The 24,567-nt window shown below is 70.3% G+C and carries 26 protein-coding genes; 11 read left to right on the top strand and 15 right to left on the bottom strand.

Annotation, left to right across the window (positions count from 1 at the left end):
• The first annotated feature begins 603 nt into the window (after positions 1 to 603).
• From ABT137_RS15645 to ABT137_RS15655, 3 genes are all read left to right on the top strand, one after another.
• Positions 604 to 1,638 carry a helix-turn-helix domain-containing protein gene (locus ABT137_RS15645; RefSeq protein ID WP_351708414.1) on the top strand — a complete coding sequence of 345 codons (1,035 nt, stop codon included), beginning with the start codon at positions 604 to 606 and terminating at the stop codon, positions 1,636 to 1,638.
• Between the two features lie 86 nt (positions 1,639 to 1,724).
• Positions 1,725 to 2,609, top strand: a complete 885-nt coding sequence (locus tag ABT137_RS15650; protein WP_351708417.1) for a DNA-processing protein DprA — start codon at positions 1,725 to 1,727, stop codon at positions 2,607 to 2,609.
• Between the two features lie 429 nt (positions 2,610 to 3,038).
• Entirely contained in the window at positions 3,039 to 3,371 is a 333-nt protein-coding gene (locus tag ABT137_RS15655; protein WP_351708419.1) for a hypothetical protein, read from the top strand.
• Positions 3,372 to 3,391: 20 nt separating this feature from the next.
• On the opposite strand, the gene ABT137_RS15660 is transcribed toward ABT137_RS15655, so the two are convergent.
• A complete protein-coding gene (locus ABT137_RS15660; protein ID WP_351708422.1) occupies positions 3,392 to 3,514 on the bottom strand; it encodes a hypothetical protein in 123 nt (40 codons plus the stop codon).
• On the opposite strand from ABT137_RS15660, the gene ABT137_RS15665 reads away from it, so the two are divergent.
• On the top strand, positions 3,507 to 3,665 hold the full coding sequence (locus ABT137_RS15665; protein ID WP_351708425.1) for a hypothetical protein: 159 nt from the start codon (positions 3,507 to 3,509) through the stop codon (positions 3,663 to 3,665). The two genes, ABT137_RS15660 and ABT137_RS15665, sit on opposite strands and share 8 nt — an antisense overlap.
• A 93-nt stretch (positions 3,666 to 3,758) precedes the next feature.
• Positions 3,759 to 4,751 (top strand): porphobilinogen synthase, encoded by a 993-nt coding sequence (hemB, locus tag ABT137_RS15670; protein WP_351708428.1) that lies wholly within the window; start codon positions 3,759 to 3,761, stop codon positions 4,749 to 4,751.
• 69 nt (positions 4,752 to 4,820) lie between these two features.
• On the opposite strand, the gene ABT137_RS15675 is transcribed toward hemB, so the two are convergent.
• Positions 4,821 to 5,063, bottom strand: a complete 243-nt coding sequence (locus ABT137_RS15675) for a hypothetical protein (protein WP_351708431.1) — start codon at positions 5,061 to 5,063, stop codon at positions 4,821 to 4,823.
• A gap of 333 nt (positions 5,064 to 5,396) precedes the next feature.
• On the opposite strand from ABT137_RS15675, the gene ABT137_RS15680 reads away from it, so the two are divergent.
• A complete protein-coding gene (locus ABT137_RS15680; RefSeq protein ID WP_351708434.1) occupies positions 5,397 to 6,602 on the top strand; it encodes an aminotransferase-like domain-containing protein in 1,206 nt (401 codons plus the stop codon).
• 13 nt (positions 6,603 to 6,615) lie between these two features.
• Here the strand turns inward: ABT137_RS15680 and ABT137_RS15685 are convergent, their stop codons facing one another.
• Positions 6,616 to 7,389 carry a DUF4253 domain-containing protein gene (locus ABT137_RS15685; RefSeq protein WP_351708437.1) on the bottom strand — a complete coding sequence of 258 codons (774 nt, stop codon included), beginning with the start codon at positions 7,387 to 7,389 and terminating at the stop codon, positions 6,616 to 6,618.
• A gap of 146 nt (positions 7,390 to 7,535) precedes the next feature.
• Positions 7,536 to 9,293 (bottom strand): arginine--tRNA ligase, encoded by a 1,758-nt coding sequence (gene argS, locus ABT137_RS15690; RefSeq protein ID WP_351708440.1) that lies wholly within the window; start codon positions 9,291 to 9,293, stop codon positions 7,536 to 7,538.
• A 279-nt stretch (positions 9,294 to 9,572) separates the two neighbouring features.
• On the opposite strand from argS, the gene lysS reads away from it, so the two are divergent.
• On the top strand, positions 9,573 to 11,315 hold the full coding sequence (lysS, locus tag ABT137_RS15695; RefSeq protein WP_351709208.1) for a lysine--tRNA ligase: 1,743 nt from the start codon (positions 9,573 to 9,575) through the stop codon (positions 11,313 to 11,315).
• Between the two features lie 62 nt (positions 11,316 to 11,377).
• Here lysS and ABT137_RS15700 read toward each other — a convergent pair whose 3' ends face one another.
• The 3 genes from ABT137_RS15700 to ABT137_RS15710 all read right to left on the bottom strand — a co-directional run bounded on the left by ABT137_RS15700 (position 11,378) and on the right by ABT137_RS15710 (position 14,662).
• Positions 11,378 to 12,670, bottom strand: coding sequence for a DUF2637 domain-containing protein (locus ABT137_RS15700; protein ID WP_351708443.1), 1,293 nt, complete (start codon positions 12,668 to 12,670; stop codon positions 11,378 to 11,380).
• A gap of 99 nt (positions 12,671 to 12,769) precedes the next feature.
• Positions 12,770 to 13,678: a DUF3558 domain-containing protein gene (locus tag ABT137_RS15705; RefSeq protein WP_502984520.1), complete on the bottom strand. Its 909-nt coding sequence runs from the start codon at positions 13,676 to 13,678 to the stop codon at positions 12,770 to 12,772.
• Positions 13,679 to 13,795: 117 nt separating this feature from the next.
• Positions 13,796 to 14,662 (bottom strand): DUF3558 domain-containing protein, encoded by an 867-nt coding sequence (locus ABT137_RS15710; protein WP_351708449.1) that lies wholly within the window; start codon positions 14,660 to 14,662, stop codon positions 13,796 to 13,798.
• A 227-nt stretch (positions 14,663 to 14,889) separates the two neighbouring features.
• Between ABT137_RS15710 and ABT137_RS15715 the strand changes: the two genes are divergently transcribed.
• On the top strand, positions 14,890 to 16,083 hold the full coding sequence (locus ABT137_RS15715) for an RtcB family protein (protein ID WP_351708452.1): 1,194 nt from the start codon (positions 14,890 to 14,892) through the stop codon (positions 16,081 to 16,083).
• Positions 16,084 to 16,293: 210 nt separating this feature from the next.
• Here ABT137_RS15715 and ABT137_RS15720 read toward each other — a convergent pair whose 3' ends face one another.
• The 4 genes from ABT137_RS15720 to ABT137_RS15735 form a co-directional block, all read right to left on the bottom strand.
• Entirely contained in the window at positions 16,294 to 16,584 is a 291-nt protein-coding gene (locus ABT137_RS15720; protein WP_351708455.1) for an LAGLIDADG family homing endonuclease, read from the bottom strand.
• Positions 16,585 to 16,771: 187 nt separating this feature from the next.
• Positions 16,772 to 16,942 carry a hypothetical protein gene (locus tag ABT137_RS15725; RefSeq protein WP_351708458.1) on the bottom strand — a complete coding sequence of 57 codons (171 nt, stop codon included), beginning with the start codon at positions 16,940 to 16,942 and terminating at the stop codon, positions 16,772 to 16,774.
• The gene (locus tag ABT137_RS15730) at positions 16,942 to 17,715 is read right to left on the bottom strand and encodes an SDR family NAD(P)-dependent oxidoreductase (protein WP_351708461.1); all 774 of its coding nucleotides are present in this window, start codon (positions 17,713 to 17,715) and stop codon (positions 16,942 to 16,944) included. Before ABT137_RS15730 ends, ABT137_RS15725 begins: the two co-directional genes overlap by 1 nt.
• Before the next feature lie 53 nt (positions 17,716 to 17,768).
• The gene (locus ABT137_RS15735) at positions 17,769 to 18,107 is read right to left on the bottom strand and encodes a YnfA family protein (RefSeq protein WP_351708464.1); all 339 of its coding nucleotides are present in this window, start codon (positions 18,105 to 18,107) and stop codon (positions 17,769 to 17,771) included.
• A 122-nt stretch (positions 18,108 to 18,229) separates the two neighbouring features.
• Here ABT137_RS15735 and ABT137_RS15740 point away from each other — a divergent pair, with 122 nt between their 5' ends.
• The gene (locus ABT137_RS15740; RefSeq protein WP_351708467.1) at positions 18,230 to 18,706 is read left to right on the top strand and encodes a hypothetical protein; all 477 of its coding nucleotides are present in this window, start codon (positions 18,230 to 18,232) and stop codon (positions 18,704 to 18,706) included.
• Between the two features lie 25 nt (positions 18,707 to 18,731).
• On the opposite strand, the gene ABT137_RS15745 is transcribed toward ABT137_RS15740, so the two are convergent.
• Together ABT137_RS15745 and ABT137_RS15750 are read right to left on the bottom strand one after the other, a co-directional pair.
• Positions 18,732 to 19,529, bottom strand: a complete 798-nt coding sequence (locus ABT137_RS15745) for a maleylpyruvate isomerase family mycothiol-dependent enzyme (protein ID WP_351708470.1) — start codon at positions 19,527 to 19,529, stop codon at positions 18,732 to 18,734.
• 32 nt (positions 19,530 to 19,561) lie between these two features.
• Entirely contained in the window at positions 19,562 to 20,947 is a 1,386-nt protein-coding gene (locus ABT137_RS15750) for an NADP-dependent succinic semialdehyde dehydrogenase (RefSeq protein ID WP_351708473.1), read from the bottom strand.
• 210 nt (positions 20,948 to 21,157) lie between these two features.
• Between ABT137_RS15750 and ABT137_RS15755 the strand changes: the two genes are divergently transcribed.
• Positions 21,158 to 22,234, top strand: coding sequence for an NAD(P)-dependent alcohol dehydrogenase (locus ABT137_RS15755; RefSeq protein WP_351708476.1), 1,077 nt, complete (start codon positions 21,158 to 21,160; stop codon positions 22,232 to 22,234).
• A gap of 12 nt (positions 22,235 to 22,246) precedes the next feature.
• Here the strand turns inward: ABT137_RS15755 and ABT137_RS15760 are convergent, their stop codons facing one another.
• The gene (locus ABT137_RS15760; protein WP_351708479.1) at positions 22,247 to 22,942 is read right to left on the bottom strand and encodes a type 1 glutamine amidotransferase domain-containing protein; all 696 of its coding nucleotides are present in this window, start codon (positions 22,940 to 22,942) and stop codon (positions 22,247 to 22,249) included.
• Between the two features lie 183 nt (positions 22,943 to 23,125).
• Here ABT137_RS15760 and ABT137_RS15765 point away from each other — a divergent pair, with 183 nt between their 5' ends.
• On the top strand, positions 23,126 to 23,656 hold the full coding sequence (locus ABT137_RS15765; protein WP_351708482.1) for a YbhB/YbcL family Raf kinase inhibitor-like protein: 531 nt from the start codon (positions 23,126 to 23,128) through the stop codon (positions 23,654 to 23,656).
• Between the two features lie 25 nt (positions 23,657 to 23,681).
• Here ABT137_RS15765 and ABT137_RS15770 read toward each other — a convergent pair whose 3' ends face one another.
• Complete coding sequence (locus ABT137_RS15770) at positions 23,682 to 24,560, bottom strand: alpha/beta fold hydrolase (RefSeq protein ID WP_351708485.1); 879 nt, start codon at positions 24,558 to 24,560, stop codon at positions 23,682 to 23,684.
• Between the last annotated feature and the right edge of the window lie 7 nt (positions 24,561 to 24,567).

The following is a 24,567-nucleotide window of genomic DNA, read 5'->3' on the forward strand; positions in this document are numbered from 1 at the left end:
GGTCTCCGTTCCGACAGCCGGACTCTGCGCGGAGGAACAGACCCACATGACCGAGAACCATCGGAGCGGGGCTGCGCCCCGGGCCCCCTTTTCCGGTTTTCCGGTGGGTGGGTGACTGCGGGCCGATGGGGGCTGGTCGCGCAGTTCCTCCGCCAGCCTTCGGCTGGGGGTACCCCCAGCGCCCCTTTGGGGCGCGTCCCTCACGGGGTGGCATTCGCTAGGCCGTGTCGTGGGAGAGGATCTTCTTCAGGTCCTCCTTCACGCGTCTCGGAAGCGCAGGTGGCAACGCTGCTTGGCCGGCCGTGTCGGTGGGTGTGACCGTGTCCTGGCCCGGAACCCGGAAGGGCGGGACGCGGTAGGGCGCGGGCCGGGGCTGCGGGCCGTAAAAACCAAAGAACCCAGGGAAATAACCCTCCAACCGACCAAACCTCGCCTTCGTCACACGGGCGGGTGAATCCGGCCGGTGTGGCTGGCGCTTCGGTGGGTCGGGCGGGCAGTCTCGCCGCAGGCAACATCCACAACCCCATACATGCTTCGGCCCCCGCCGGGACGGCAATCCCAGTGCGAGGGCCTGACCAACGAGGAAGAACAGGCCCCTTCCCCATGGCTGAGAAGAAGCCTATCCCTGCGCCGCGCCCGAATCAGGACGTTCGACCGACGACCACCCACTCCGGTGTCGCCCACGTACGCACGTACCAGTCGGGCCACTACACCGTCGTCGGCAATCATCTCGCCCAGCACCGCGAGCTGTCGCTGACCGCGATCGGACTGGCCACCCACATCCTGTCGCTGCCGGAGGGCGCCCCGGTCGACATCCGCAGCCTCGCCGACCGCTTCCCTGAGGGGCGGGACCGGATCGCCTTCGCGCTGCGGGAGTTGGAGGCACACGGCTACCTGGAGCGGGTCCGGGAGCGTACCGAGGCGGGGAGGTTGTTCACCCGGACGTACGCCCACCACACCCCCGGCGGGGCAGGCACGGCGCGAGGCCGGACGCGAAGCCTTGCGGCGGCCCGCCCCTCGGCGGACGACCGGCAGGCACCTCAGGAGGACGACCGAGACGGCGCCGGGCCGGTGGCCCACGACGCACCACGGGCCACCTCCGTGCTCGCCGAGCACGAGTACGAGCCCGATCCGGAGCCCGAGCCGCCCGCAGTGCCCGAGCGCCGCCCCGAGGCGGCCGAAGACCAGCCCGCCGCGCACGTTCCGTCCGCTGTGGAGACGCGCCCCGACGCACGTCATGAGAAGGCTGTCGCCCTCCTCGCAGCTCTGCGCCGTACCGACGACCGCCTCACGCTCTCCCCGCGGGACGTGAACCGGCTCGCCCCCGCTGTCACTGCCTGGTTCGACCGCGGTGTCCCGGCAGCCGTCGTACACCGCGCCCTTACCTCCGATCTCCCCATGGACATGCGACGCCCGGCCGGTGTGCTCGACTACCGCCTCCGTGAACTGCTGCCCGCGCCCCTGCCGGCGATTCCCGCACGACGGGCCCTACCGGGGGACGTCCAGGTCGGCAGCGGCGGTACGCACCCCTTCCAGACCTGCGATGGATGTGAACGCGCCTTCCGCGCACCGGCCCCCGGCCGCTGCCGTGACTGCAGGCATCGTCCGGCATCGGCGGCCGTTGCCTCCGCGGCCTGATCGGAGCCCGGCAGATGACCGTGACAGCCTCGGTTCGTTCGTTCTCGGCCACCCCTCGCGTCGGAGGGCGTTCCTATACTTGCGCCATGGATCAGGAGCTGGAGCGGGCAGCCGTCGTAGCACTGCTGCGGCGCGGTGATCGCTCCTGGTCCGAGCTGACCGACCAGATCGAGATGGTCGGCAGCGCCCGGGACGTCCTGGAGGAGTCGCTCGACGCGTCCGGACAGACCGCGCTCTTCGATCCCGGCCCCGCGGAGGACCTGGACGGCATCGCCGATGAGGTCGCCGCCTGGGAACGGGACGGGATGCGGTTCGTGACCATCCTCGACCAGGACTATCCGCTCTATCTGCGGCTGGTCCACCAACGACCTCCGTTCCTGTTCCTGCGGGGCAGGCCCGTCGAGCACGACCTGCGCGTCGCCGTCGTGGGCACCCGCACTCCCACCCCTGACGGGATCGCTCACGCCCGAGCCATCGCGGGCGGCCTCGCCGAGCGGGGCGTCACCGTCGTCAGCGGCCTGGCCGCCGGCATCGACACCGCCGCGCACGGTGCCGCGCTCGCCGTCGGCGGACGTACCGTCGGTGTCATCGGAACGGGGCTGCGCCGGGCCTACCCCGCGCAGAACGCGCGGCTTCAGGAGGAGATCGCCGAGCGAGGGTTGCTGATCTCGCAGTTCTGGCCGGACGCGCCGCCGTCGAAGGCGTCCTTTCCCATGCGCAACGCCGTGATGAGCGGGTACAGCCTCGCCACCGTCGTCGTAGAGGCCGCCTACCGCAGCGGCGCACGCATGCAGGCACGGCTCGCGCTGGAACACGGGCGCCGGGTCTTCCTGATGCGCTCCCTGCTGACCCACGAGTGGGCCAGGGAGTACGCGGGCAGACCCAACACCACCGTCATCGACGGGCCCGAGGACGTCTTCAGCCGGCTTGAGTCCCTCGTCCCCACCACGGGCGAGTTGACCTGGACGTAGGCGGGGCACCCGATGGCCACTGTCGTAGAACTGTCCGCCCGCTACGCGAACTTCCTCGTCCACCCGTCATTACCGGGCCCGGGTGTGTGCCAGGTCTGCCGAGGTCCGGCGAACACGGGGTACCCGACGTGCCGACCGTGCCATGGCACCCGCTCGGTTCTCGGCAGTGGTGTGGCGGACGTCGTCGTTCCGGTCAGCCTGGCTCTCAAGGGGGAGCAGTACGCGCACGAACTGTGGCGTTACAAGAACGCCGCGGGGCCTCAGCGGCACTACTTCCGTACGGGGCTGGCGGCTGTGCTCTGGCGGTTTCTGGAAACGCACGAGGCATGCGTCGCGCATCGGTGTGCTGTGCCCCGCTTCGATGTCGTCACCACCGTGCCCAGTACGAGCGGGAGGCTGACCCATCCACTGCGGGCCATTGTCGGGGACATGGTCGGTGCGACCCGTGTTCGCCACCGTGACCTGCTCCGAGCCACGCCGAAGGCCGCGGAGCTCGGACGCACCGCGTCGCCCGCGCGCTATACGGCATCGGCCTTGTGGGGCGCGCACGTGCTGCTCGTGGACGACACCTGGACCACCGGCAACCATGTGCAGTCCGCCGCGGCCGCGCTGAAGTCCGCGGGCGCGGGAGCCGTGGCGGTCGTGATCCTCGGGCCTCGCCTGAACAGCGATTACGAGGACACGGCCGCCCACATCGAGCAGGCCCGGCTACGGCGCTTCTCCTGGGACGTCTGCTCGGTACGGCCCTGGACGCACAGGTGACCCGCTCCTTGCCGAGTCACCTAGGCCGTGTCATTGGCGAGGATCTTTTTCAGGTCCTCGATCACCGTCGGGATCTCGCGGTCGAAGGCCAGGCCGTCCACGCCCTCGTCGTTGACGACGGCCAGGAGGGCTCGGGTGCCCACGGCGGGCGGTCTGCCGCGGGTCGCGGGCGGCCGGGGCCCGTTCCAGGCGGTCGCGGGCGAAGCGGGCGGTGGCGCCGCGTTCGTTCGCCAGCAGGCGGATGCGGCGGCCCGGCACAGCCTCAAGAAGCCGGAGAGCGAGCTGGAGGTCTGACCACAGGGGCCGTGGCGTCCCGGCCGTGCGCGGGCCGGGGCGCCGACGTCGAGTCGGCAAGCGCGCTCTTGTGACGGGCGTAGCGTAGAGGGCATGACGAAGTACGGCTCCTTCCCCGGCACGCGGCCGCGGCGGCTGCGGACCACCCCCGTCATGCGGCGCATGGTCGCCGAGACCCGGCTGCACCCCGCGGACTTCATCCTCCCGGCGTTCGTCAGGGAGGGGGTGAGCGAGCCGGTGCCGATCGCCGCCATGCCCGGCGTCGTGCAGCACACCCGGGACAGCCTGAAGAAGGCGGCCGCGGAGGCGGTCGAGGCGGGCATCTCCGGGATCATGCTGTTCGGGGTGCCGGAGGACAGCAAGAAGGACGCCCTCGGCACGCCCGGTACCGACCCGGACGGGATCCTCCAGGTCGCGCTGCGCGACGTGCGCGCCGAGGTCGGCGACGAGCTCCTCGTGATGTCCGACCTGTGCCTCGACGAGACCACCGACCACGGACACTGCGGGGTGCTCGACGCCGAGGGGCGCGTCGACAACGACGCCACCCTGGAGCGGTACGCCGAGATGGCCCAGGTGCAGGCCGATGCGGGCGCCCATGTCGTCGGGCCCAGCGGGATGATGGACGGGCAGATCGGCGTCGTCCGTGACGCGCTCGACCAGATCGGGCGCGAGGACGTCGCGATCCTCGCCTACACCGCGAAGTACGCCTCCGCGTTCTACGGCCCCTTCCGCGAGGCCGTCGGGTCCTCGCTGAAGGGCGACCGCAAGACCTACCAGCAGGACCCCGCCAACGCGCGGGAGTCGCTGCGGGAGTTGGCCCTCGACCTGGAGGAGGGGGCCGACATGGTGATGGTCAAGCCGGCCGGGCCCTACCTCGACATCCTCGCGCGGGTCGCCGACTCGGTGGACGTGCCGGTCGTCGCCTACCAGATCTCCGGTGAGTACTCGATGGTCGAGGCCGCCGCCGAGAAGGGCTGGATCGACCGCGACCGCGCGATCCTGGAGACCCTGACCGGCATCCGGCGGGCCGGCGCGCAGAACATCCTCACCTACTGGGCGGTGGAGGCCGCCCGGATGCTGGGCTGACCGCGGACGACGGCGCCCCCCGGACAACGCCCCGGCAGACGAGATTCTGCCGGGGCACTTTCATGCCGTCTACGTGTGCGTCGGCGCCGAGGACTGAGGCGCCAGGGACTGAGGCGCCGTGGACTGAGGGGCCGAGGACTGAGCCGGGTCGGTGGTGGGCCGGACGTGGGCCGCGGAGGAGGACGGGCCCTCGTCACGTACGCCCTGGCCGTCCCGGCACCCGCTCAGTGCCGTCGTGGCGACCAGCGCCAGGGCGGCCGCCGCCAGGAGACGGCGGCGGCCGGGGGCTCGGGTGCGGTGCGTGACGGACATACGGGGGCTCCCTTGACGATCTCGGCGCGGTCGGCGGTGGGGTGCGGGCGGTGCCGGGACGTTGACGTGCCCTCAGCCTGTGGGGCGGCTCGCCCGGACCGCCAGACCGGACGGGAGATTCGGGACGCCCGAGCCAGGTCCACCCCCGTGAGCTGCGCGAATCCCGTCCCGCGGGACGGCGGTACGGGACGTCCGAGGCCGCCGGAAAGGCCGCGGAGGCGACTCCGGCCCGCTGCCGATGCTCCGCCCGTCCGGATCGCGGAATTACCGGTGTAGGCGACACGGACCTCTCTACGCTCCCGCCAAGACGAGGATCAGCCCAAGGAGCCGTCCATGACCCTCACCCCTGCCCCCACTCCCACCTCCGCCCCGCTTCCCCCGCTCGCGGCCCGGGCCCGGACCGTCGGCGGGTCGCCCGTGCGGGAGATTCTCGCGGTGACCGCCCGCCCCGAGGTGATCAACTTCGCGGGCGGGCTGCCGGCCCCCGAACTGTTCGACCGGGAGGGCATCGCCGCCGCCTTCCGCGCGGTGCTGGAGGAGGCGCCGGAGCGGGCGTTGCAGTACTCGACGACCGAGGGCGAGCCGGTGCTGCGGCAGCGGCTGGCGGCGCGCATCTCGGCGCGGGGCCTGCCCACCGCGGCCGACGACCTCCTCGTCACCACCGGCTCCCAGCAGGCGCTCTCCCTCCTCGCGAGCGCCCTGATCGACCCCGGGGACACGATCCTCGTCGAAAGCCCCTGCTACCTGGCGGCACTTCAGGTGTTCGGGCTGGCCGGAGCACGCGTGCTGCCGGTGCCCGGGGACGCGGACGGCGTGCACCCGGCCGCCCTGGAGGAGCTGATCCGCGCCGAACGGCCCAAGCTCCTCTATCTCGTCCCGACCTTCCAGAACCCCACCGGCCGGACCATGCCCGCCGCCCGCCGCGCCGCCCTGGCCACGGCCGCCGCCCGGCACGGCCTGTGGCTCATAGAGGACGACCCCTACGGCGAACTGCGCTACGACGGCGACCATGTCCCCTGGATCGCGTCCTTCCCCGGCGCCGAGGACCGGACGGTCCTGCTCGGCTCCTTCTCCAAGGTCATGGCCCCCGGCCTGCGGCTCGGCTGGCTCCGCGCCCCCGGCGCCCTGCGCCGCGCCTGCGCGGTCGCCAAACAGGCGGCCGACCTGCACACCCCGACCCTCAACCAGCTCGCCGCCGCCCGCTACCTGGACGTGCTGGACGCCCATGTCGCCAAGGTGCGCGCGGTGTACGGCGAACGCCGGGACGCCATGCTCGCCGGCCTGGCCGACGCCCTCCCGGCCGGCTCCACCTGGAACCGGCCCGAGGGCGGCATGTTCCTCTGGGCCAGGCTCCCGTCGTCGTACGACACCACCGCCCTGCTTCGCCGGGTGGTGGAGCAGAACGTGGCCTACGTCCCCGGCGAGCCCTTCCACGCCGCCGACCCCGACCGCTCGACGCTGCGGCTGTGCTTCGTGACGCAGACGCCGGAGGAGATCGGGGAAGGGCTGCGGAGGCTGGCGAAGGGCCTGGGCAGCTAGCCGAGGCCGGGGCTCAGTCCCACCAGAAGTGCCACAGCCGCTCGCCGACCAGCTGCTCGGCGTAGGACGAGAGGGTGTCGTCGGCGCCCGGCAGCACGGCGTACGGGCAGAACGCGAAGTGCTCGGCGGCGACCGCCTCCGCCTCGTCGAGGTCGGCGGGCGGGGCGGCGACGGAGAGCGCGAGGTGGTCGAAGCCGAGCGCCACCACCCGGACGCCGAACCGGTCCTCCCAGGAGCGCAGCACCGCGCACAGCCGGGCCACGTCCTCCTCGTAGTTCACCGGGCCGCTCCAGCCGATGGCCGCCGGTATGTCCGCGCTGCGCCGGGCGGACACCAGCGCCAGATGCGGCTCCTTCAGCCAGGGCCGCCCCTGGCTCAGCGCGTCGGCGACGTCCGCGGCCCGCGAGTCCGGGTCGGCGACCAGGGCCGGCGCGGCGGCGAGCCCCGGCCACTCCTCGCCCTCCGGCGGGTCCTCCTCCCAGTAGTCCTCCAGCACCTCGTCGGCGTCGTGGTCCCCCGGGTACGACGTCTCCCCGGGCGCGAAGTCCCAGTCGTCGATCTCGGACACGTCGATGAGCACCGGCAGCAGCCCCGCACGGGCGGCCTGCGCGCCCAGCGCGGTCCAGGTCCCGGGCCCGGCGGGCTGCCCGGCGTACCACAGCAGCGGCGCGTGCCACGGGCCGTCGAGCGTGTCGTCGAGCAGTGCCCCGGGCGGGAGTTGAAGCCCCAGGGACCGACCGCTCGGGTCGGTCGCCAGCTTGGGCAGCGGGTTGGGAAGAGTCGCCATGCCAGTGACTGTAAGGGGCGCCACTGACAACGCCGGACACGGTCGCCCCTGAACGGGCGCCGGGCGAGGGCTTCTTGTCGCCGGTCGACCTGGCCCCGCAGGGCTCACCGGCCCGCCCCCGCAGTGCGGGACGGGCCGGGACGGCGTCAGAGCTTCTCAGGCGTCCTGATGCCCAGCAGCGCCATGCCCTGGTGCAGGGTGCGGGCCGTGATGTCGCACAGGAAGAGGCGGTTCTCCACCTGTTCCGGGGAGTCGGCCTTCAGGACCGGGCACTTGTCGTAGAACGACGTGTACAGCGACGCCAGCTGGTACAGGTACGCGGCCAGCTTGTGCGGGGCGTACTCCGCCGCCGCCTCGAAGACCGTGTCGCCGAACGCGTCCACGTGCAGGCCCAACGCCCGCTCCGCCGCGTGCAGTTCCAGCTCCGGGTGGGCGGCCGGCCGGATCTCTCCCGCCTTGCGCAGGATGGACCGGATACGGGCGTACGCGTACTGGAGGTAGACGGACGTGTCGCCGTTCAGCGAGACCATCTGGTCCAGGTCGAACTTGTAGTCGCGGTTCGGCGACGTCGACAGGTCCGCGTACTTCACGGCACCGATGCCGACCTGCTGGGCCCGCTCCTGGATCTCGTCCTCGGTCAGGTCCCGCGCCTTCTCCCGGACCACCTCGGCGGCCCGCTGCACGGCCTCGTCCAGCAGGTCCTCCAGCCGTACGGTCTCGCCCGCACGCGTCTTGAACGGCTTGCCGTCCGCGCCCAGCACCGTGCCGTAGCCCATGTTGTGCGCGGTGACGTCGTCGGTGAGCCAGCCGGCCCGCCGTGCCGTCTCGAAGACCATCTTGAAGTGCAGCGACTGCCGCACGTCCACGACATAGAGCAGCGAGGTGGCGTGCAGGTCGGTGACCCGGTTGCGGATCGCGGTCAGGTCCGAGGCCGCATAGCCGAAGCCGCCGTCCGCCTTCTGCACGATCAGCGGGACCGGCTGGTCGTCCTTGCCCCGGATGTCGTCGAAGAACACCACGAGCGCGCCCTCGGAGCGGACCGCGACACCCGTCTCCTCCAGGATGCGGGCGGTCTCCGGCATGCCGTCGTTGTACGCCGACTCGCCGACGATCTCGTCGTCCCGGATCTCCATGTCGAGCTTCTCGAAGACCGAGTAGAAGTAGACCTTCGACTCGTCCACGAACCGCTGCCACAGGTCGAGGGTCTCCTTGTCGCCGGACTGGAGGGCGACCACCCGCTTGCGGGCCCGCTCCTTGAACTCCTCGTCCGCGTCGAAGACCGCCCGGGACGCCTTGTACACCCGGTTCAGGTTCGACATGGCCTGCTCGCCGTCCGTGTCGGTCTCCGCGGACAGCTGGTCCGGGTTCTCGATCAGGTACTGGATGAGCATGCCGAACTGGGTGCCCCAGTCGCCGATGTGGTGCCGGCCGATCGTCTTCTCACCGGTGAAGTCGAGCATGCCGCGCAGGGCGTCGCCGATCACTGCGGAGCGCAGGTGGCCGACGTGCATCTCCTTGGCGACGTTCGGCTGGGCGTAGTCGATGACCGTGATGCCCGGGTTCGCCTTCGCCGCCACGCCGAGCCGGTCGCCGTCCGCGTACCGCGCGGCCAGGTTCTCGGTGATCGCCCGGTCGGAGAGGGTGATGTTGAGGAAGCCGGGGCCGGAGACCTCGACGTCCTGGATCAGGTCCGCGCCGGTGGTGATGCCGGAGACGACCTGCGTCGCCAGCTCCCGGGGGTTGGCCTTGGCCTTCTTGGCGGCGGCGAGGATGCCGTTCGCCTGGTAGTCGGCCCGGTCGCTGCGTCGCAGCAGCGGGTCGACGTCGGCCTCCGGCAGGGCGGAAGCGAGGGCGTCGGTGAGCTGCTGGTTGACGGAAGCGCTGAGGGACGTGACCGGGGCCATGGGGTGGGAGCCGTTTCTCCTCGTGGGGTTTGGTAGACGGGTCCAGTATTTCACGGGGGGTAAAGGGGTTTTTGCGGCCACGAGCTCGGGGGGCCGGTGTGCGTGGCCGGGCGCGGGTGCGTTGTGGCTTGTCGCGCAGTTCCCCGCGCCCCCAGACGGCGGCTGCGCCGCCGATCAGGGGTGTGTCGATAACCCGTTTTCGTGGATTCGACCTCGGCTGGGAGAATGGAGCGGTCAGCCGTGCGACCGTACCGGCTGTCCCACGCCAGAAAGAAGGACGTGCCGATCGTGGCTCAGAGCACCGAGACCACCGACTGGGTCTCCCGTTTCGCGGATGAGGTCATCGAGGAGTCGGAGCGTCGGGGCCCGGGCAAACCGGTCGTCGTCGCGTCCGGGCTCTCGCCGTCGGGGCCGATCCACCTCGGCAACCTCCGCGAGGTCATGACCCCGCACCTGGTCGCGGACGAGGTCCGGCGGCGCGGGTACCAGGTCCGGCACCTGATCTCCTGGGACGACTACGACCGCTACCGCAAGGTCCCGGCCGGTGTCGCCGGCGTCGACGGGTCCTGGGCCGAGCACATCGGCAAGCCGCTCACCTCGGTGCCCGCCCCGCAGGGCTCCGCGTACCCGAACTGGGCCGAGCACTTCAAGGCCGCCATGGTCGAGTCGCTGGCCGAGCTGGGCGTCGAGTTCGACGGGATCAGCCAGACCGCGCAGTACACCTCCGGCGTGTACCGCGAGCAGGTCCTCCACGCGATGAAGCACCGCGGGGACATCGACGCGATCCTCGCGCAGTACCGGACCAAGCCGAAGACCGGCAAGAAGCCCCAGCAGAAGGCCGTCGACGAGGCCGAGCTGGAGGCCGAGGAGGGGTCGGGCGCGGCGAGCGAGGACGACGGGTCGTCCGGCTCCGCCGGGTACTTCCCGTACAAGCCGTACTGCGGCTCCTGCGGCAAGGACCTGACCACCGTCACGGCGTACGACGACGACACCACCGAGCTGACCTACACCTGCAGCGCGTGCGGGTTCTCCGAGACCGTCCGGCTCAGCGAGTTCAACCGCGGCAAGCTGGTCTGGAAGGTCGACTGGCCCATGCGGTGGGCCTACGAGGGCGTCATCTTCGAGCCCAGCGGTGTCGACCACTCGTCGCCGGGGTCCAGCTTCCAGGTCGGCGGGCAGATCGTCGGGATCTTCGGGGGCAAGCAGCCCATCGGGCCCATGTACGCCTTCGTGGGGATCAGCGGGATGGCGAAGATGTCGTCCTCGCGGGGCGGAGTACCCACCCCGGCCGACGCGCTGAAGATCATGGAGCCGCAGATCCTGCGCTGGCTCTACGCCCGGCGCCGGCCCAACCAGTCCTTCAAGATCGCCTTCGACCAGGAGATCCAGCGGCTCTACGACGAGTGGGACAAGCTGGACGGGAAGGTGACGGAGGGGTCCGCGCTGCCCGGTGACATCGCCGCGCACTCGCGTGCCGTGCGTACGGCCGGCGGCGAGCTGCCGCGTACACCGCGCCCGCTGCCGTACCGGACCCTCGCCTCCGTCGCCGACATCACCGCCGGGCACGAGGACCAGGCGCTGCGCATCCTCAGCGAGCTGGACCCGTCGAACCCGCTCGGATCGGTGGCCGAGGCCCGGCCGCGGTACGACAAGGCCGAGGCCTGGATCAACACCCAGGTGCCGGCCGACCAGCGCACCATCGTCCGCGACGAGCCCGACGCCGAACTGCTGAAGTCCCTCGACGAGGCGTCCCAGCAGTCCGTACGACTGCTCCTCGACGGACTCGCCGACCACTGGTCCCTGGACGGGCTCACCCACCTCGTCTACGGCGTGCCCAAGGTCCAGGCCGGGTTCTCCGCCGACGCCACGCCGAAGGAGCTGCCGCCGGAGATCAAGACGGCCCAGCGGACGTTCTTCGCGCTGCTCTACCACCTGCTGGTCGGGCGGGACACCGGCCCCCGGCTGCCCACGCTGCTGCTCGCGGTGGGGCAGGAGCGGGTGCGGGCCCTGCTCGGGGCATAAGGCCGACACGGCGAAGGGGCCCTCGGTTCTCCGGGGGCCCCTTCCGCATGCCGTAGTTCGTCCTAGGCGATGTGGTCGTCCTGCAGCTCCGCCGTGTGGCGGTTCGTGAAGCGGTTGACCATGCGGTCGGCCTCGCGCTGCGGGAGCGTGATGCCGAAGGTCGCCTCCACGTCACCCCTGAACTGGCTGGAGCTGGGGTAACCGCCGTCGATCGACTTCTTGAAGACCAGGTAGAAGTCCTCCTCGGTCGGCTCCGGCGGGCCGCCGCCCTCGCCGAGCTCACGAGTGCGGCCCGGGCCGGACGGGATGGGGAAGCTGCCGGTCGTCTCCGACGGGGATTCCTCGGGGAGCGGCTGCTGCTCCTGGGGCGCCTGGGGGAGCTGTTCCTGCTGGTACTGCTCCTGCTGGTAGCGCAGCTGCTCCTGCTCGTACCAGGCCGCGTACTGCTCCTCGGTGTACTGAGGGTCGAACGGCGGCTCGTACGTGGGGTCGTAGCCGCCCTGGTACTCGATCTGCTGGGGGTTCCTGGCGTGCAGCCAGGGGTTGACCTCCGGATCGGGCGCCGGCTGCGGCGCGGGCTGCCCGGTGCCCGGGGCGGGGACCAGCGCGGGGCGCTGCTCGCTCTGCGGTGCCACCGGGGCGGGAGCGGGCGCCTCCACCGCGGGGGCCGGGGCCGGCAGGAGCGCCGGGAGGTCTATGCCCGCGGCCGCCAGCCCGTCCGGGGCCGTGTCCGCCAGGGGGACGCCGTACTTGGCCAGCCGCAGGGGCATCAGGGACTCCACCGGAGCCTTCCTGCGCCAGGCCCGCCCGAAGCGGGACCGGAGCCTCGCCTGATAGACGAGACGTTCCTGCTCCAGCTTGATGACCTGGTCGTAGGAGCGCAGCTCCCACAGCTTCATCCGGCGCCACAGGAGGAAGGTCGGGACCGGGGAGAGCAGCCAGCGGGTGAGGCGCACCCCCTCCATGTGCTTGTCCGCCGTGATGTCCGCGATCCGGCCGATCGCGTGCCGGGCCGCCTCGACCGCCACCACGAACAGGATCGGGATGACCGCGTGCATGCCCACACCCAGCGGGTCCGGCCAGGCCGCCGCGCCGTTGAAGGCGATCGTCGCGATGGTCAGCAGCCAGGCCGTCTGCCGCAGCAGCGGGAAGGGGATGCGGATCCAGGTCAGCAGCAGGTCAAGGGCGAGCAGGACGCAGATGCCCGCGTCGATGCCGATCGGGAACACATAGGCGAAGTTCCCGAAACCCTTCTTGATGGCCAGCTCACGGACGGCCGCGTACGAGCCGGCGAAGCCGATACCGGCGATGATCATCGCGCCGGACACGACCACGCCGATGAGAACGCGGTGCATCCGAGTCAGCTGCATTGGCGCGGCCACCGGTACTCCCCTCCCCTTGCGTGTTGTTGCGCGCAACAGGGTGGCACATCAGTGCGGCGCACGTATGGCCGGTCAGCTCTTCTTGGTTGACGACTTGGAGGGCGAGGCCGACTTGGAGGCCTCCTTGGAGGGTGACTTCGAGGGCGTCGCCGCAGGTGAACTCGGTGCAGAACCCGAGCCGTTGGCCGTCGCCACCGACGCCACCGCCTCCTTGGCCGCCTTCTCCGCCACCTTCGTCAGAGTGTCCGCGTCCGGCGCCTTCGCGCTCGCCAGACCCGCACCGTTGTAGTCGAGGGTGACGACGACGTTCGCGACGCGTGCCACGACCGTCTGCTGCCTGAAGGCGCCCTCCTTCTTCTTCAGGTCGTAGCGGACGACCGTCGCCTGGTCACCGGCCCCGGCCACCGGCTCCGACTTGGTGTTCTTGGCACCCGTCACGGACCGGGCACCCTGCACCTGGCTCGCGTAGTACGCCTCGGCCTGCTTCTCACCCGAACCACGGCTGGTGTCCGAGTCGAAGCGCAGGAGGGAGATGTTGAGCCAGCGGAACTGCGAGCCCTTCACACCGTTGCTGTCCAGGCTGCTCCACGAGCAACTGCCCCGCGTGGCCACATCGTCCGACGTGCCCTCCTTGCCCGACTTCACACCCTTCGGCACCAGCGCGGTGAGCGTCTTGTTCGACAGCACCGCACACGGCTCCGGCAGCTTCGCGTACTTGGCCGCCTGGACGGTCGGGGAAGCCGCCGTGGAGCCGCCGGTGTCGGTGGACCCGGCGGCGGAATTCGAACCGCCGCCCGTCCCCTGCGCGGCGGCGTCCGAGTCCGAGGAGCAGGCCGTCGCGAACAGCGCCACGGCGGGGACGGCGGCCGCGCAGACGAGGCCGCGGCGCAGGCGCCCTGCCCGTCGCTGTGCGTTCCGTCCGTTCCGGGCGCGCTGGTCGTCTGACTGGACTGCTACTCGCTGCATGGTTCCTTCACTCATACGTTCGGGGTTCCTGCGGTCGGATCGGGTCCGAGGGGCCACGGTACGCGGTGAGGGAGCTGTGCGGTTTCGGTTCGCGCCCTTTGCGGGCGGGGTGCAGAGGGCGTGCCGGAGCCCTCAGCCGTTGAGGGCCTCGGCCAGTTGCGCGGCCAGATTCTGCGCCCTGTCCTGCATTTCCTTGCTGTCCGGCACGGTCCCGGTGGCCATCGGCTGCTCCTCGTACACGATGGTCACGACGACGTTGGACGTGCGGAACACCACAGTCACCGTCCGCTGTTCGGCCGTCGAACCCGAGCCGCTCAGCTGGTCGTCGAGATACGCCTCGTCGCCGAGATCGGGGAGCGTGCGCGGCTGGAGATCGGCCGGGGTGGTGGAAGCCGAGGCGGAGGCGGAGGTGGAAGCCGAGGAGGACGGGTCGGCGGATCCGGTGGGGGACGCGGACGGCGACACGGACGCCGACGCGGACGCGGACGGGGAGTCCGACTCCGACCCTGATGCCGACGGCGATTCCGTCTCGGTCGGGCTCGGGGGCGCGGACTCGGGGATGTCGGCCGCCGCCTCCAGCTGCGTGTAGATCGTCTGCGCCTCGCTGTCGTCGCTGACCGCGTTGTCGTACGACACCACGCGCTCGAAATCGACGGACAGCCGGTCCGTGGCGTCGGTGGACTCGATCTTCCAGTGGCAGCCGACCTTGCGGTCGGTGTCGTAGGTGAGGGCCGCCTCGCCCGCGTACGCCTTCTCGCGCTGCTGCTCGTCGGTGATCTGGGCGATGCCCGGGAGCAGGGAGTCGAGGGTGTCGTGGCTGACCGCGCCGCAGGCCTCCGGGAGGGTGCGGTACTTGCCGGGCTGGGCGGCGACGGTGGAGGTGCTCGTGTCCGCGTTCTTGTCGGTGGTGTCGTCGTCACCGCTGGAACCGCTCGTGCAGCCGGCCAGCAGGACCGCGAGAAGGGCGGCGATGCCGGTTACGTACGCCTTCCGCTGCACGGTCAGGCTCCTTCCGTTCACTGGTCCGCTCGGTCCTGCTCCAGTGTCCCCGCTGGTTAATCGCTTGCCGCAGCGGGGCGCCCCCTGGAGACAATGTCTATCGCACGCACTGCTGTGAACGCCGGTCCCCTGTCTGGTTTCCGGACCTATGGCGCCGCATTTGCGTTTTCTTTGATTTAAAGATTTTTGTCCTTTTTGTGTGCTGTCCGCGGGGGAATGAGGAAGACATGTCGTACGTGGAGATGCCGGGCGCGAAGGTACCGATCCGGATGTGGACCGACCCGGCGACCGTCGAGGACGTCGCGCTCCAGCAGCTGCGCAACGTCGCGACCCTGCCGTGGATCAAGGGTCTCGCGGTGATGCCGGACGTCCACTACGGGAAGGGCGCGACGGTCGGGTCCGTCATCGCCATGCAGGGCGCGGTGTGCCCGGCGGCGGTCGGGGTCGACATCGGCTGCGGGATGTCCGCGGTGAAGACGTCCCTCACGGCGAACGACCTGCCGGGGGACCTGTCGCGGCTGCGGTCGAAGATCGAGCAGGCGATTCCGGTGGGGCGCGGGATGCATGCGGATCCGGTCGAGCCGGGGGACTTCCACGGGCTGGCTACGGCTGGGTGGGGGGAGTTCTGGGGGCGGTTTGGCGGGGTGGCCGATGCGGTCAAATTCCGTCAGGAACGGGCGCATCAGCAGATGGGAACGCTCGGATCCGGAAATCACATGATCGAATTGTGTCTTGATCAGTCAAACTCGGTGTGGCTCATGCTGCACTCCGGTTCCCGCAACATCGGGAAGGAGCTGGCCGAGTACCACATCGGTGTCGCGCAGAAGCTTCCGCACAACCAGGGACTGGTCGACCGGGACCTGGCGGTGTTCGTTTCGGACACTCCGCAGATGGCGGCGTACAGGAACGATCTCTACTGGGCTCAGGAGTACGCCAAGTACAACCGCATGCTCATGATGGCGCTCCTGAAGGACGTGGTCCGCAAGGAATTCAAGAAGGCAAAGCCGACTTTCGAGCCGGAGATCTCCTGCCACCACAACTACATCGCCGAGGAACGCTACGAGGGCATGGACCTGCTCGTCACCCGCAAGGGGGCGATCCGGGCCGGCTCCGGCGAGCTCGGGATCATTCCTGGCTCGATGGGCACCAGCTCGTACATCGTGAAGGGGCTCGGGAACGAGAAGGCCTTCAACTCGGCGTCGCACGGGGCCGGTCGGCGCATGAGTCGTAACGCGGCAAAGCGCCGCTTCACGACCAGGGACCTGGAAGAGCAGACGCGCGGTGTGGAGTGCCGCAAGGACTCCGGGGTGCTGGACGAGATTCCGGGTGCCTACAAGAACATCGACCAGGTGATGGAGCAGCAGCGCGACCTTGTTGAGGTGGTGGCGAAGCTGAAGCAGTTCGTCTGCGTCAAGGGTTGACGTGAAAGGCCCCCGGCCAGTGCCGGGGGCCTTGTTCACTGGGTCACTGATCGCTGGGCATGGGCACTTTCCCGTTGCGTAGGCGCCAGAGGCGGAGATTGCAGCTCTTGGTACTCCTGCCGAGTACTTCTGCAGCGGCCATGGGCCTGTTGAGCTTCAACAGGATCCGGTCTTCGCCCGCAGTCCAGCGGCGAGCTGTGTAGGCGGCCCTCATCTCATGTAGAGGACGTTGTAGACGTCGTCTCGGGTGTTGCGCTTCGGTTTCCGCGCGACCCCCGTCGTATTCCTCCCGTAGTCGGACAGGTAGGAGACGATGGCGCCGCTGGCCGTGGTGAGGGAGATGAAGGGAAATCCCTTGCTGGTGAAGCCGACTGAACCATCTGCGTCGATCAGGCCTCGCAGATGGTCGCGGCGGGAGAAGCCGACTTTCGGTGGGGCGATCGTCTGTGACTTGCGGCCGTAGGGCAGGCCGAGTTCGTTGAGTGTGGTCCTGGCCTCCAAGGAACAGAGGGTCCAGATCGCCGTGGTAGATGTCTCGGCGAAGTTACAGGGAAGCCCACTTCCATGCTGGTCAGGCCCTCGGCGGGGCTGCATCCCTGCCGAGGGCCGTCGAGTTGATGGTGTGGTGCGAGCGCAGGTCGGGCGTTCAGGTGGCGTTCGGGTGATCGATGGTGTTCACCCTTGTGAGTTACTTCGCGTGCCGTACCGCGTAGATCATCACGAACGCGATGATGTGGATGCCGAAGAGGAAGTAGGCCAGGAAATACCAGACCTGGCGTTCGTTCTTCGTCTCCTGCTCCAGGCGGCCTTTTTCCAGTTGCCTTTCGAAGGCGGCCGCGGGGTCGTCCTCGTTCGGCATCAGAGGTCCCGGTGGACCTTGGTGTTGGAGGCCTGGGCGCGGGGGCGGACGACCAGGAGGTCGATGTTGACGTGGCTGGGGCGGGTGACCGTCCAGGTGATGGTGTCGGCGACGTCGTCCGCGGTGAGGGGCTCGGCGACGCCCTGGTAGACCTTGGCGGCCTTCTCCTCGTCGCCGCCGAAGCGGGTCAGCGCGAACTCGTCGGTCCTGACCATGCCGGGGGCGATCTCGATGACCCGGACCGGCTTGCCGACGATCTCCAGGCGGAGGGTCTCGGCGAGGACGTGGGCGCCGTGCTTGGCGGCGACGTAGCCGGCGCCGCCCTCGTAGGTGGCGTGGCCGGCGGTGGAGGAGACCACGACCACCGTGCCGTCGCCGCTCGCCTCCAGCTTGGGGAGCAGGGCCTGGGTGAGGTTCAGGGTGCCGATGACGTTCGTCTCGTACATCGTGCGCCAGTCGGCCGGGTCGCCGGTGGCGACCGGGTCGGCGCCGAGGGCTCCGCCGGCGTTGTTGACGAGGACGGCGACCGCCTTGAAGGCGGTGGCGAACTCGTCCACGGCCGCGCGGTCCGTCACGTCGAGGGGGTAGGCGGTGGCCTGGTGGCCCGCGTCGTTGATCTCCTTGGCCAGGGCCTCGATACGGTCCTCCCGGCGGGCGGTGAGGACGACGCGGTAACCGGCGGCGGCGAGCTGGCGGGCGGTGGCGGCGCCGATTCCGCTGCTCGCACCGGTGACGACGGCGATGCGGGAAGCGGCGGACGGTGCGGTGGCCATGCGGTGCTCCTGATGCTCGGTGTGCGGTCGGTTCAGTTCAGCGTAGGCGAGGGTCAGCCGCCATTTCTCGGCACCCACATGATCACGGCCATTCCCGCCAGGCAGACCGCCGCCCCCGTGATGTCCCAGCGGTCCGGGCGGTAGCCGTCCGCCACCACGCCCCACAGGATCGAGCCGGCGACGAAGATGCCGCCGTACGCGGCGAGGATGCGGCCGAAGTGGGCGTCGGGCTGGAAGGTGGCGACGAAGCCGTAGGCGCCGAGGGAGAGGATGCCGCCCGCGACCCAGAGCCAGCCGCGGTGCTCGCGCACGCCCTGCCAGACCAGCCAGGCGCCGCCGATCTCGAAGAACGCGGCGACGACGAACAGGGCGGCGGAGCGGAGGATCAGCATGCGTGCAGCGTGCCACGCCCGGCGAGTGTCACCTGATGGGGGGCGCCTGCGGCGGGGCTCGGGTGGCATACATCCGTACGACAGCAGGACGATGGATGCCCGAGTCGGACGGGACGGTTGGCATGGCGAAGCGTCGTGGTGGGCCGGTGGTGGCCGGTGCGGTGGCGGTGGCGGTGGGTGTGCTGGTCGTGGGGGGCGGCGGTACCGCCTGGGCCGGGAGCGCCGATCTGGAGGTGCACGGGTCCGCGGTGCTGAGCGAGGACCTGGTGGAGGTCCGGGTGACTCCGCGCAACCACGGGCCGGACGGCGTGACCGGGGCCAGTGTGCGGCTGGTCTCGTCGGCGGCGCTCGCGGACTCGCAGCAGCTGCCGGGCGGGTGCGCGCGCACCGGTGACCGGGAGGTGGTGTGCGACACCGGGCCGCTGGCGGTCGAGGTGCCCGGGGAGCAGCTGGTGGTGCCGGTACGGCTGCGGGAGCGGCCGGCGGAGGTGACGCTGGCGGTGGACGTGGTGTGGGGCGGGGGCGCGGTGGACCAGGACCGTACGAACGACAGGCAGGGGGTGCTGGTGCTCGCGACGGGGGATCCGTACGCGTTCTGAAACGGATGGTGCGGATGGTTCCGGGTCAGATGATGTCGAGGCGGTCGAGGAACGGGGTGGCGTCGGCCGGGTCGCCCGTGATGCGGCAGTGGTCGCGCCAGGGTGTGCGGGTGGTGGCCCAGGCGATGAAGTCGAGTGCCGTGCTGTGCACCCGGGTGGGGGCGTCCGCGCCGGGTGTCACGGTCAGGTGGCCGTCCGTAGTGGTCGCGGGGTGGACGGTGACGGTGGTCGCGCCGGGGCCGGTCAGGTCGAGGACGAGGGGGCGGCGGACGGTGGCGGTGAGTTCGGGTCCCTGCATCTGGGGGAGGCCGGCGAGCATGAAGTCGACGGCGGGGGCGACCTGGTCGTCGGTCGGTTCCGGCAGGGTGAGCGGGAGCGGGCCGTCCGGGGCGAGCAGGTCGTTGCGGAGGTGGCAGAAGACGTTGAACGCCATGGTGTTCGCGAGGAGATGGCGGGGATAGGTGCCGAGCCCGGGGACCTCGACGGGTTCGTCGGCCCCCGGGGGTTCCTGGGCCGCCGCCAGGAGGTCCAGTTGGCGGGGGGTGCTGTGCCGCCACTCGGCGAGGACCTCGGCGTGGCCGAGGCCGCGGCGTTCGTCGACGCGCAGGTCGTGGTAGCGCTCGCGGTTCTTCGGCAGCGTGGGGTCGGGCGGTGGCGGGTCCACGGCCTCGGAGGCGAGCGCCGCGAGGTGGGCCACCACGTCGATGACGCGCCAGCCGGCGCAGGCGGACGGCAGCTCCCACTGGCCGTCGTCCACCTGGGGGACGATCTCGGCGATTTGCGCCGTGCTGGAACGCGCGGCGGCCAGGCCGGCTCGGGTCATCGTGCCTCCCTCAGCTGTCCGGCCCGTCCGGTTCAGGCGGCGTTCTTCCCGATCCAGACGGTCTTGGCGTTCATGAACTCCCGCATGCCGAGGTCGGACAACTCGCGTCCGTAGCCGCTGCGTTTGACGCCACCGAAGGGGATCTCGGGGTAACTGGTGGTGTTGCCGTTGATGAAGGCCATGCCGGACTGGATGTCGCGGACGAACAGCTCGCGTTCGGCCTCGTCCTCGCTCCACAGGTTCGATCCGAGGCCGTAGGGGTGGCCGTTGGCCTCCCGCAGGGCTTCCTCCAGGGAGGAGACCGTCCACACCTGTGCCACGGGGCCGAAGACCTCCTCGTGGTACATCCGCATCTGCGGGGTGATGCCGGTCAGGACGGTGGGCGGGTAGAACCAGCCGGGTCCGCCGGGGCGTTCGCCGCCCAGCAGTACGGTCGCGCCCTTGGCGACGGCGTCGTCGACGTAGGACTCCACGTCCTGCCGGCCGGACTCGGTGGCCAGCGGTCCGACGTCGGTGCCCGCGTCCATCGGGTCGCCGACCACCAGTGCCCCCATCTTGGCCACGAACATCTCGATGAACGCGTCACCGATGGCCTCGTGCACGTAGAAGCGTTTCCCGTTGATGCAGGACTGCCCGTTGTTCAGGGTCCGCGCCCTGACCGCGACGTCGGTGGCCCGGTCGAGGTTCGTGGAGGGCATGACGATGAAGGGGTCGGAGCCGCCGAGTTCGAGGACCACCTTCTTGATCTCGTCGCCGGCGATGGCGGCCACCGACCGTCCGGCCGGTTCGCTGCCGGTCAGGGTCGCGCCGGCCACCCGCGGGTCGCGCAGTACCTGTTCGACCCGCCCCGAGGAGATCAGCAGGGTCTGGAACACGTCGTCCGGGAAGCCTGCCTCGCGGAAGAGCTCCTCCAGGAACAGGGCGCACTGCGGCACGTTCGAGGCGTGCTTGAGCAGGCCGACGTTGCCCGCCGTGAGCGCGGGTGCGGCGAACCGCATGGCCTGCCACAGCGGCAGGTTCCACGGCATCACCGCGAGGACGACACCGATCGGCTGGTACGTGACGAACGTCTGCTGCGCGCCCACCCGTTCGCCGTCGCCCTCCAGGTCCCGCAGGAACGCGGGGCCCTCCGCGGCGTAGAAACGCAGCCCGTGCACGCACTTGACCACTTCCTGCTCCGCCGCCCGGAAGGTCTTGCCCATCTCGGTGGTGATCATTTCGCTGACGCTCTCGACCTCCTTCTCCAGGCGGTCGGCGGCATGGTGCAGCCACTCCGCTCGCTGCTCGACGCTCGTCAGCCGGTACGAGGCGGCCGCTGCCGCCGCCCGGGCGAGCTTGTCCTCGAGTTCCTCGGGGGTCAGTTCGTCGAACCTCCTGAGGACCTCACCGGTCACCGGACTCGTCGTTGCGATAGCCATGAATCCACCGTATGACCGGCTGACAAGTCCAGCAATTCACCCATTTGTACCACCAATGGATGCGGCGGCACCGGATGCGTGGCAGGCGCGGGCGCGCGACCATGGTGGGGTCCGAAGCGGCGGCCGCGGTGACCGGCGCCGGGACCCGTTTCCTGCCCGTGTCGCGCGCGCCGAGCCGCTTTTCCGCCGGTCGGCGAGAGTGAGACACCCATGACGCAGATGCGAGCGGCCCGGATGCACGGATACAAGGAACCCCTTCGGATCGAAGAGGTCCCGGTGCCCGAGCCCGGGCCGGAAGAGATACTCCTGAAGGTCGCCGCGACCGGCATGTGCCGAAGCGACTACCAGCTCCTCAACGGCTACTTCGAGGGACCGTTCCCGGTGGACCTGCCCTACATCCCCGGTCACGAGGTCACGGGCCGGGTGGCGGGATTCGGCGCCGAGGTGCCCCCGTCGGTGGGCTACTCCGAGGGCGACATGGTCGTGGTCAACCCCAGCTGGGGGGACGGCACGTGCCGGCAGTGCCGGGAGGGCAACGAACAGCTGTGCAGCGGCGCCGGCCGGTGGGTGGGCTTCGGTCCGCCGGGCGGTTTCGCCGAGTACATGGCCGTGGAGTGCCGGCACGCGATCCCGGTCTCGGAGGAGGCCGCGCGGGCGCCGGAGCTCCTCGCTCCGATGACCGACGCGGGCATGACCCCGTACCGGGGGATGCGCAAGCTCCGCGACGCCGGCAAGCTCGGCCCCGGCCGGACCGTCGCGGTCACGGGCATCGGCGGGCTGGGCAGCTACGCGATCCAGTACGCGAAGCTGCTCGGCGGCGGTGCGACCGTGGTGGCGCTCGCGCGGACGGACAGCAAGCTGGACGTGGCGAGGGAGAACGGCGCGGACCACGGGATCAACGTGCGCAACAAGTCCACGGAGGCCATCCAGGACGAACTGGAGAGGCTGACCGGCCGCCGGACGATCCACGCCATCCTGGACTGCGTCGGCAGCGAATCGTCCATCTCCATGGGCTTCGACCTGCTGGGCCCCGAGGGCGCGCTGGTGGCCGTCGGTCTGATGAGCCAGCGCGTCGAGCACCGGCAGTTCCCGTTCGTGGGCACCGAGCTGTCCTACCTCGGCTCGTTCTGGGGCAACCACCTGGACCTCGTCGAGGTGCTCTCGCTCGCCGAGGCCGGCCTCGTCAGACACAACGTGACCAAGGTGGCCCTGGAGGACATCAACGAGAACCTGGACGCCCTGGGCCGGGGTGACGTCGTCGGACGCCAGGTCATCGTCTTCCAGTGACTCACGGCTGACTCACGGCAGTGCCGCTATGAGCTCCTGGGCGAGCGGGCCGGAGGACGCGGGGTTCTGCCCGGTGAAGAGATTGCGGTCCACGACCGTGTAGGGCTCCCAGGCGGGACCCCGCGAATACTCGGTGGGCAGCTTCTTCAGCTCGTCCTCCAGCAGCCACTTGGCCTTGTCGGCGAAACCGACACCGGCCTCCTCCTCGTTGCAGAAGCCCGTCAGCCGGTAGTTCGCGAAGGGTGTGTCACCGTTCGCGTCACGGGTGGCCAGGATGGCGGCGGGGGCGTGGCAGACGATGCCGAGCGGACGGCCGGAGGCGAGCGCCTCCCGCAGCAGCGCGCCGGAGTCCGGGTCGGCCGAGAGGTCCTCCATCGGGCCGTGGCCGCCGGGGTAGTAGACCGCGTCGTAGTCCTCCAGGCGGATGTCCGTGAGGGGGACGGCGTACCGCAGCTCCTCCGCGTCCTCGATGACGGCCTCCTCACGGAGGGCGTTCTCCTCGCCGCCCGCCATCCGGGGCCGCAGGCTCATCGTGTCCACCACGGGTACGACTCCGTGCGGGGTCGCCACGGTGACCTCGTGTCCGGCGTCGGTGAACACGCTGTACGGGGCCACGAACTCCTCGGCCCAGTAGCCGGTGGGATGTCGGTGCCCGTCCTTGAGGGTCCAGTAGCTCGCGCCGGTCACCACACACAGGATCTTGGCCATGGGACGCTCCTCCGGGACATGTTTCCGGGATACGTTCAAATGTGCCCATCAAGTCTGGGCGGGTATTCCGGAGGCCGCAACCCGTGGCCGCCGTGCGGGAAATGCGCCGGTCATTCCGGTGACGGGTATGGTTGTGACGTGTTTTCCTGAGGTGCGGCAAACCGACGGTGTCGAGGAATTGCCATGATCAGACCCTATGGTCCTTACGATTTCCTGCCGCCGATCAGGGCCTTCTCGGTGGCCTCGGAATCCGTGGCCAATGGTGGGGAACTGGCCCGCGAGCAGGTGAGCGGCATTCTCGGTGCCGGCGGGTCGGACATCTCGCCGCAGCTGAGCTGGTCCGGTTTTCCCGAGGAGACGCGGAGTTTCACGGTGGCGATGTTCGACCCCGACGTGCCCACCGCCTCGGGATTCTGGCACTGGGCCGTGGCCAACCTGCCCGCCTCCGTGACCGGCCTTCCGGCCGGAGCGGGAGACGGCGGGCAGCTGCCCGGCGCGGCGGTGACACTGGCCAACGACGCCGGCTACCGGAGATATCTCGGTCCGGCGACTCCGCCGGGCAACGGCCCGGACCGCTACTTCCTCGTGGTGCATGCCGTCGACGCCGAGGAACTGGAGGTGTCGGAGTCGACGACCCCTGCCTACCTCGACTTCCTCCTGTTCAGCCACGCGATCGCGCGGGCGACGATGTACGGCACCTTCGAGCGGGCCTAGGCACCACGGCCCTGGGTGCCCCGCCCTATTTCTTCCACGTGTAGTCCTCGGCGGCGTTGACAATCAGGTCCTTGACCGCCTGCGGGTGGGAGACGAGGGACACGTGCGAGGAGTCGATCTCCACGGTCTTCCGGGCCTTCGCGCGTTTCGCCTCGAACAGCTCCAGGGCCGGGTTGATCGCTCGGTCCTGCCTGCCGACAAGGGCGTACACGGGTTTGGTCCGCCAGGCGGCGCCGGTGAGCTTGTCCCCGAACGCCGACATCGCGATCGGGCGCTGGGTGGCCGCCATGACGGTGGTCTGGCTCGTGGGCAGGTCCGCGGCGAAGACCTGGCGCAGTTTGTCCGGCTGTATGTACACGTCCGTGCCGGTGGTGCCGTCGCCGTTGCGGAAGGGGACCTGCTTCAGGGCCTTGGTGAGGGGGGCGGGAGCGAACTTCGCGGCGAGGGTGGCCTGCGACTCTCCCTTGTCGGGCATGATCGCGTTGATGTAGACGAGGGCCTTGACGTTGTCGTTTCCGACGGCGGCCTGCGAGATCACCTCTCCGGCGTAGGAGTGGCCGACCAGGATGATCGGTCCCGTGACGGACTTCAGGAAACTCGCGAGGTAGGCCGAGTCCTGGGCAACACCGCGGAGCGGGTTGGCCGGTGCGGCCACCGTGTAGCCGTTCTGCTGGAGCCGTTGCACGACACCGTTCCAGCTCGACGCGTCGGCGAAGGCGCCGTGGAGGAGCACGATGGTGGGCTTCTCGCGGCCGGGGTCGCCGGACGGACCGCCGGCCTGTGCCGTCATGGGGACCAGGACGGAGGTGGTCCCCGACAGTGCCAGCAGCGCCGCACCCCAGCGGGCGGCCTTCACGGTGCGGCGGTGCTTGCGGTACTCGCGGGAGACACGGGATATGTGCATACCGGTC

The organism is Streptomyces sp. NPDC001980 (genome assembly GCF_040296885.1).
In the GTDB taxonomy this organism is placed as follows: domain Bacteria; phylum Actinomycetota; class Actinomycetes; order Streptomycetales; family Streptomycetaceae; genus Streptomyces.

Coding starts and splice junctions, on each gene's coding strand:
- ABT137_RS15645 (WP_351708414.1), top strand. CDS start 604: ATGGCTGAGAAGAAGCCTATCCCTGCGCCGCGCCCGAATCAGGACGTT.
- ABT137_RS15650 (WP_351708417.1), top strand. CDS start 1,725: ATGGATCAGGAGCTGGAGCGGGCAGCCGTCGTAGCACTGCTGCGGCGC.
- ABT137_RS15655 (WP_351708419.1), top strand. CDS start 3,039: ATGGTCGGTGCGACCCGTGTTCGCCACCGTGACCTGCTCCGAGCCACG.
- hemB (WP_351708428.1), top strand. CDS start 3,759: ATGACGAAGTACGGCTCCTTCCCCGGCACGCGGCCGCGGCGGCTGCGG.
- ABT137_RS15675 (WP_351708431.1), bottom strand. CDS start 5,063: ATGTCCGTCACGCACCGCACCCGAGCCCCCGGCCGCCGCCGTCTCCTG.
- ABT137_RS15680 (WP_351708434.1), top strand. CDS start 5,397: ATGACCCTCACCCCTGCCCCCACTCCCACCTCCGCCCCGCTTCCCCCG.
- ABT137_RS15685 (WP_351708437.1), bottom strand. CDS start 7,389: ATGGCGACTCTTCCCAACCCGCTGCCCAAGCTGGCGACCGACCCGAGC.
- argS (WP_351708440.1), bottom strand. CDS start 9,293: ATGGCCCCGGTCACGTCCCTCAGCGCTTCCGTCAACCAGCAGCTCACC.
- ABT137_RS15700 (WP_351708443.1), bottom strand. CDS start 12,670: ATGCACCGCGTTCTCATCGGCGTGGTCGTGTCCGGCGCGATGATCATC.
- ABT137_RS15705 (WP_502984520.1), bottom strand. CDS start 13,678: ATGAGTGAAGGAACCATGCAGCGAGTAGCAGTCCAGTCAGACGACCAG.
- ABT137_RS15715 (WP_351708452.1), top strand. CDS start 14,890: ATGTCGTACGTGGAGATGCCGGGCGCGAAGGTACCGATCCGGATGTGG.
- ABT137_RS15725 (WP_351708458.1), bottom strand. CDS start 16,942: ATGCCGAACGAGGACGACCCCGCGGCCGCCTTCGAAAGGCAACTGGAA.
- ABT137_RS15730 (WP_351708461.1), bottom strand. CDS start 17,715: ATGGCCACCGCACCGTCCGCCGCTTCCCGCATCGCCGTCGTCACCGGT.
- ABT137_RS15735 (WP_351708464.1), bottom strand. CDS start 18,107: ATGCTGATCCTCCGCTCCGCCGCCCTGTTCGTCGTCGCCGCGTTCTTC.
- ABT137_RS15740 (WP_351708467.1), top strand. CDS start 18,230: ATGGCGAAGCGTCGTGGTGGGCCGGTGGTGGCCGGTGCGGTGGCGGTG.
- ABT137_RS15745 (WP_351708470.1), bottom strand. CDS start 19,529: ATGACCCGAGCCGGCCTGGCCGCCGCGCGTTCCAGCACGGCGCAAATC.
- ABT137_RS15750 (WP_351708473.1), bottom strand. CDS start 20,947: ATGGCTATCGCAACGACGAGTCCGGTGACCGGTGAGGTCCTCAGGAGG.
- ABT137_RS15755 (WP_351708476.1), top strand. CDS start 21,158: ATGACGCAGATGCGAGCGGCCCGGATGCACGGATACAAGGAACCCCTT.
- ABT137_RS15760 (WP_351708479.1), bottom strand. CDS start 22,942: ATGGCCAAGATCCTGTGTGTGGTGACCGGCGCGAGCTACTGGACCCTC.
- ABT137_RS15765 (WP_351708482.1), top strand. CDS start 23,126: ATGATCAGACCCTATGGTCCTTACGATTTCCTGCCGCCGATCAGGGCC.
- ABT137_RS15770 (WP_351708485.1), bottom strand. CDS start 24,560: ATGCACATATCCCGTGTCTCCCGCGAGTACCGCAAGCACCGCCGCACC.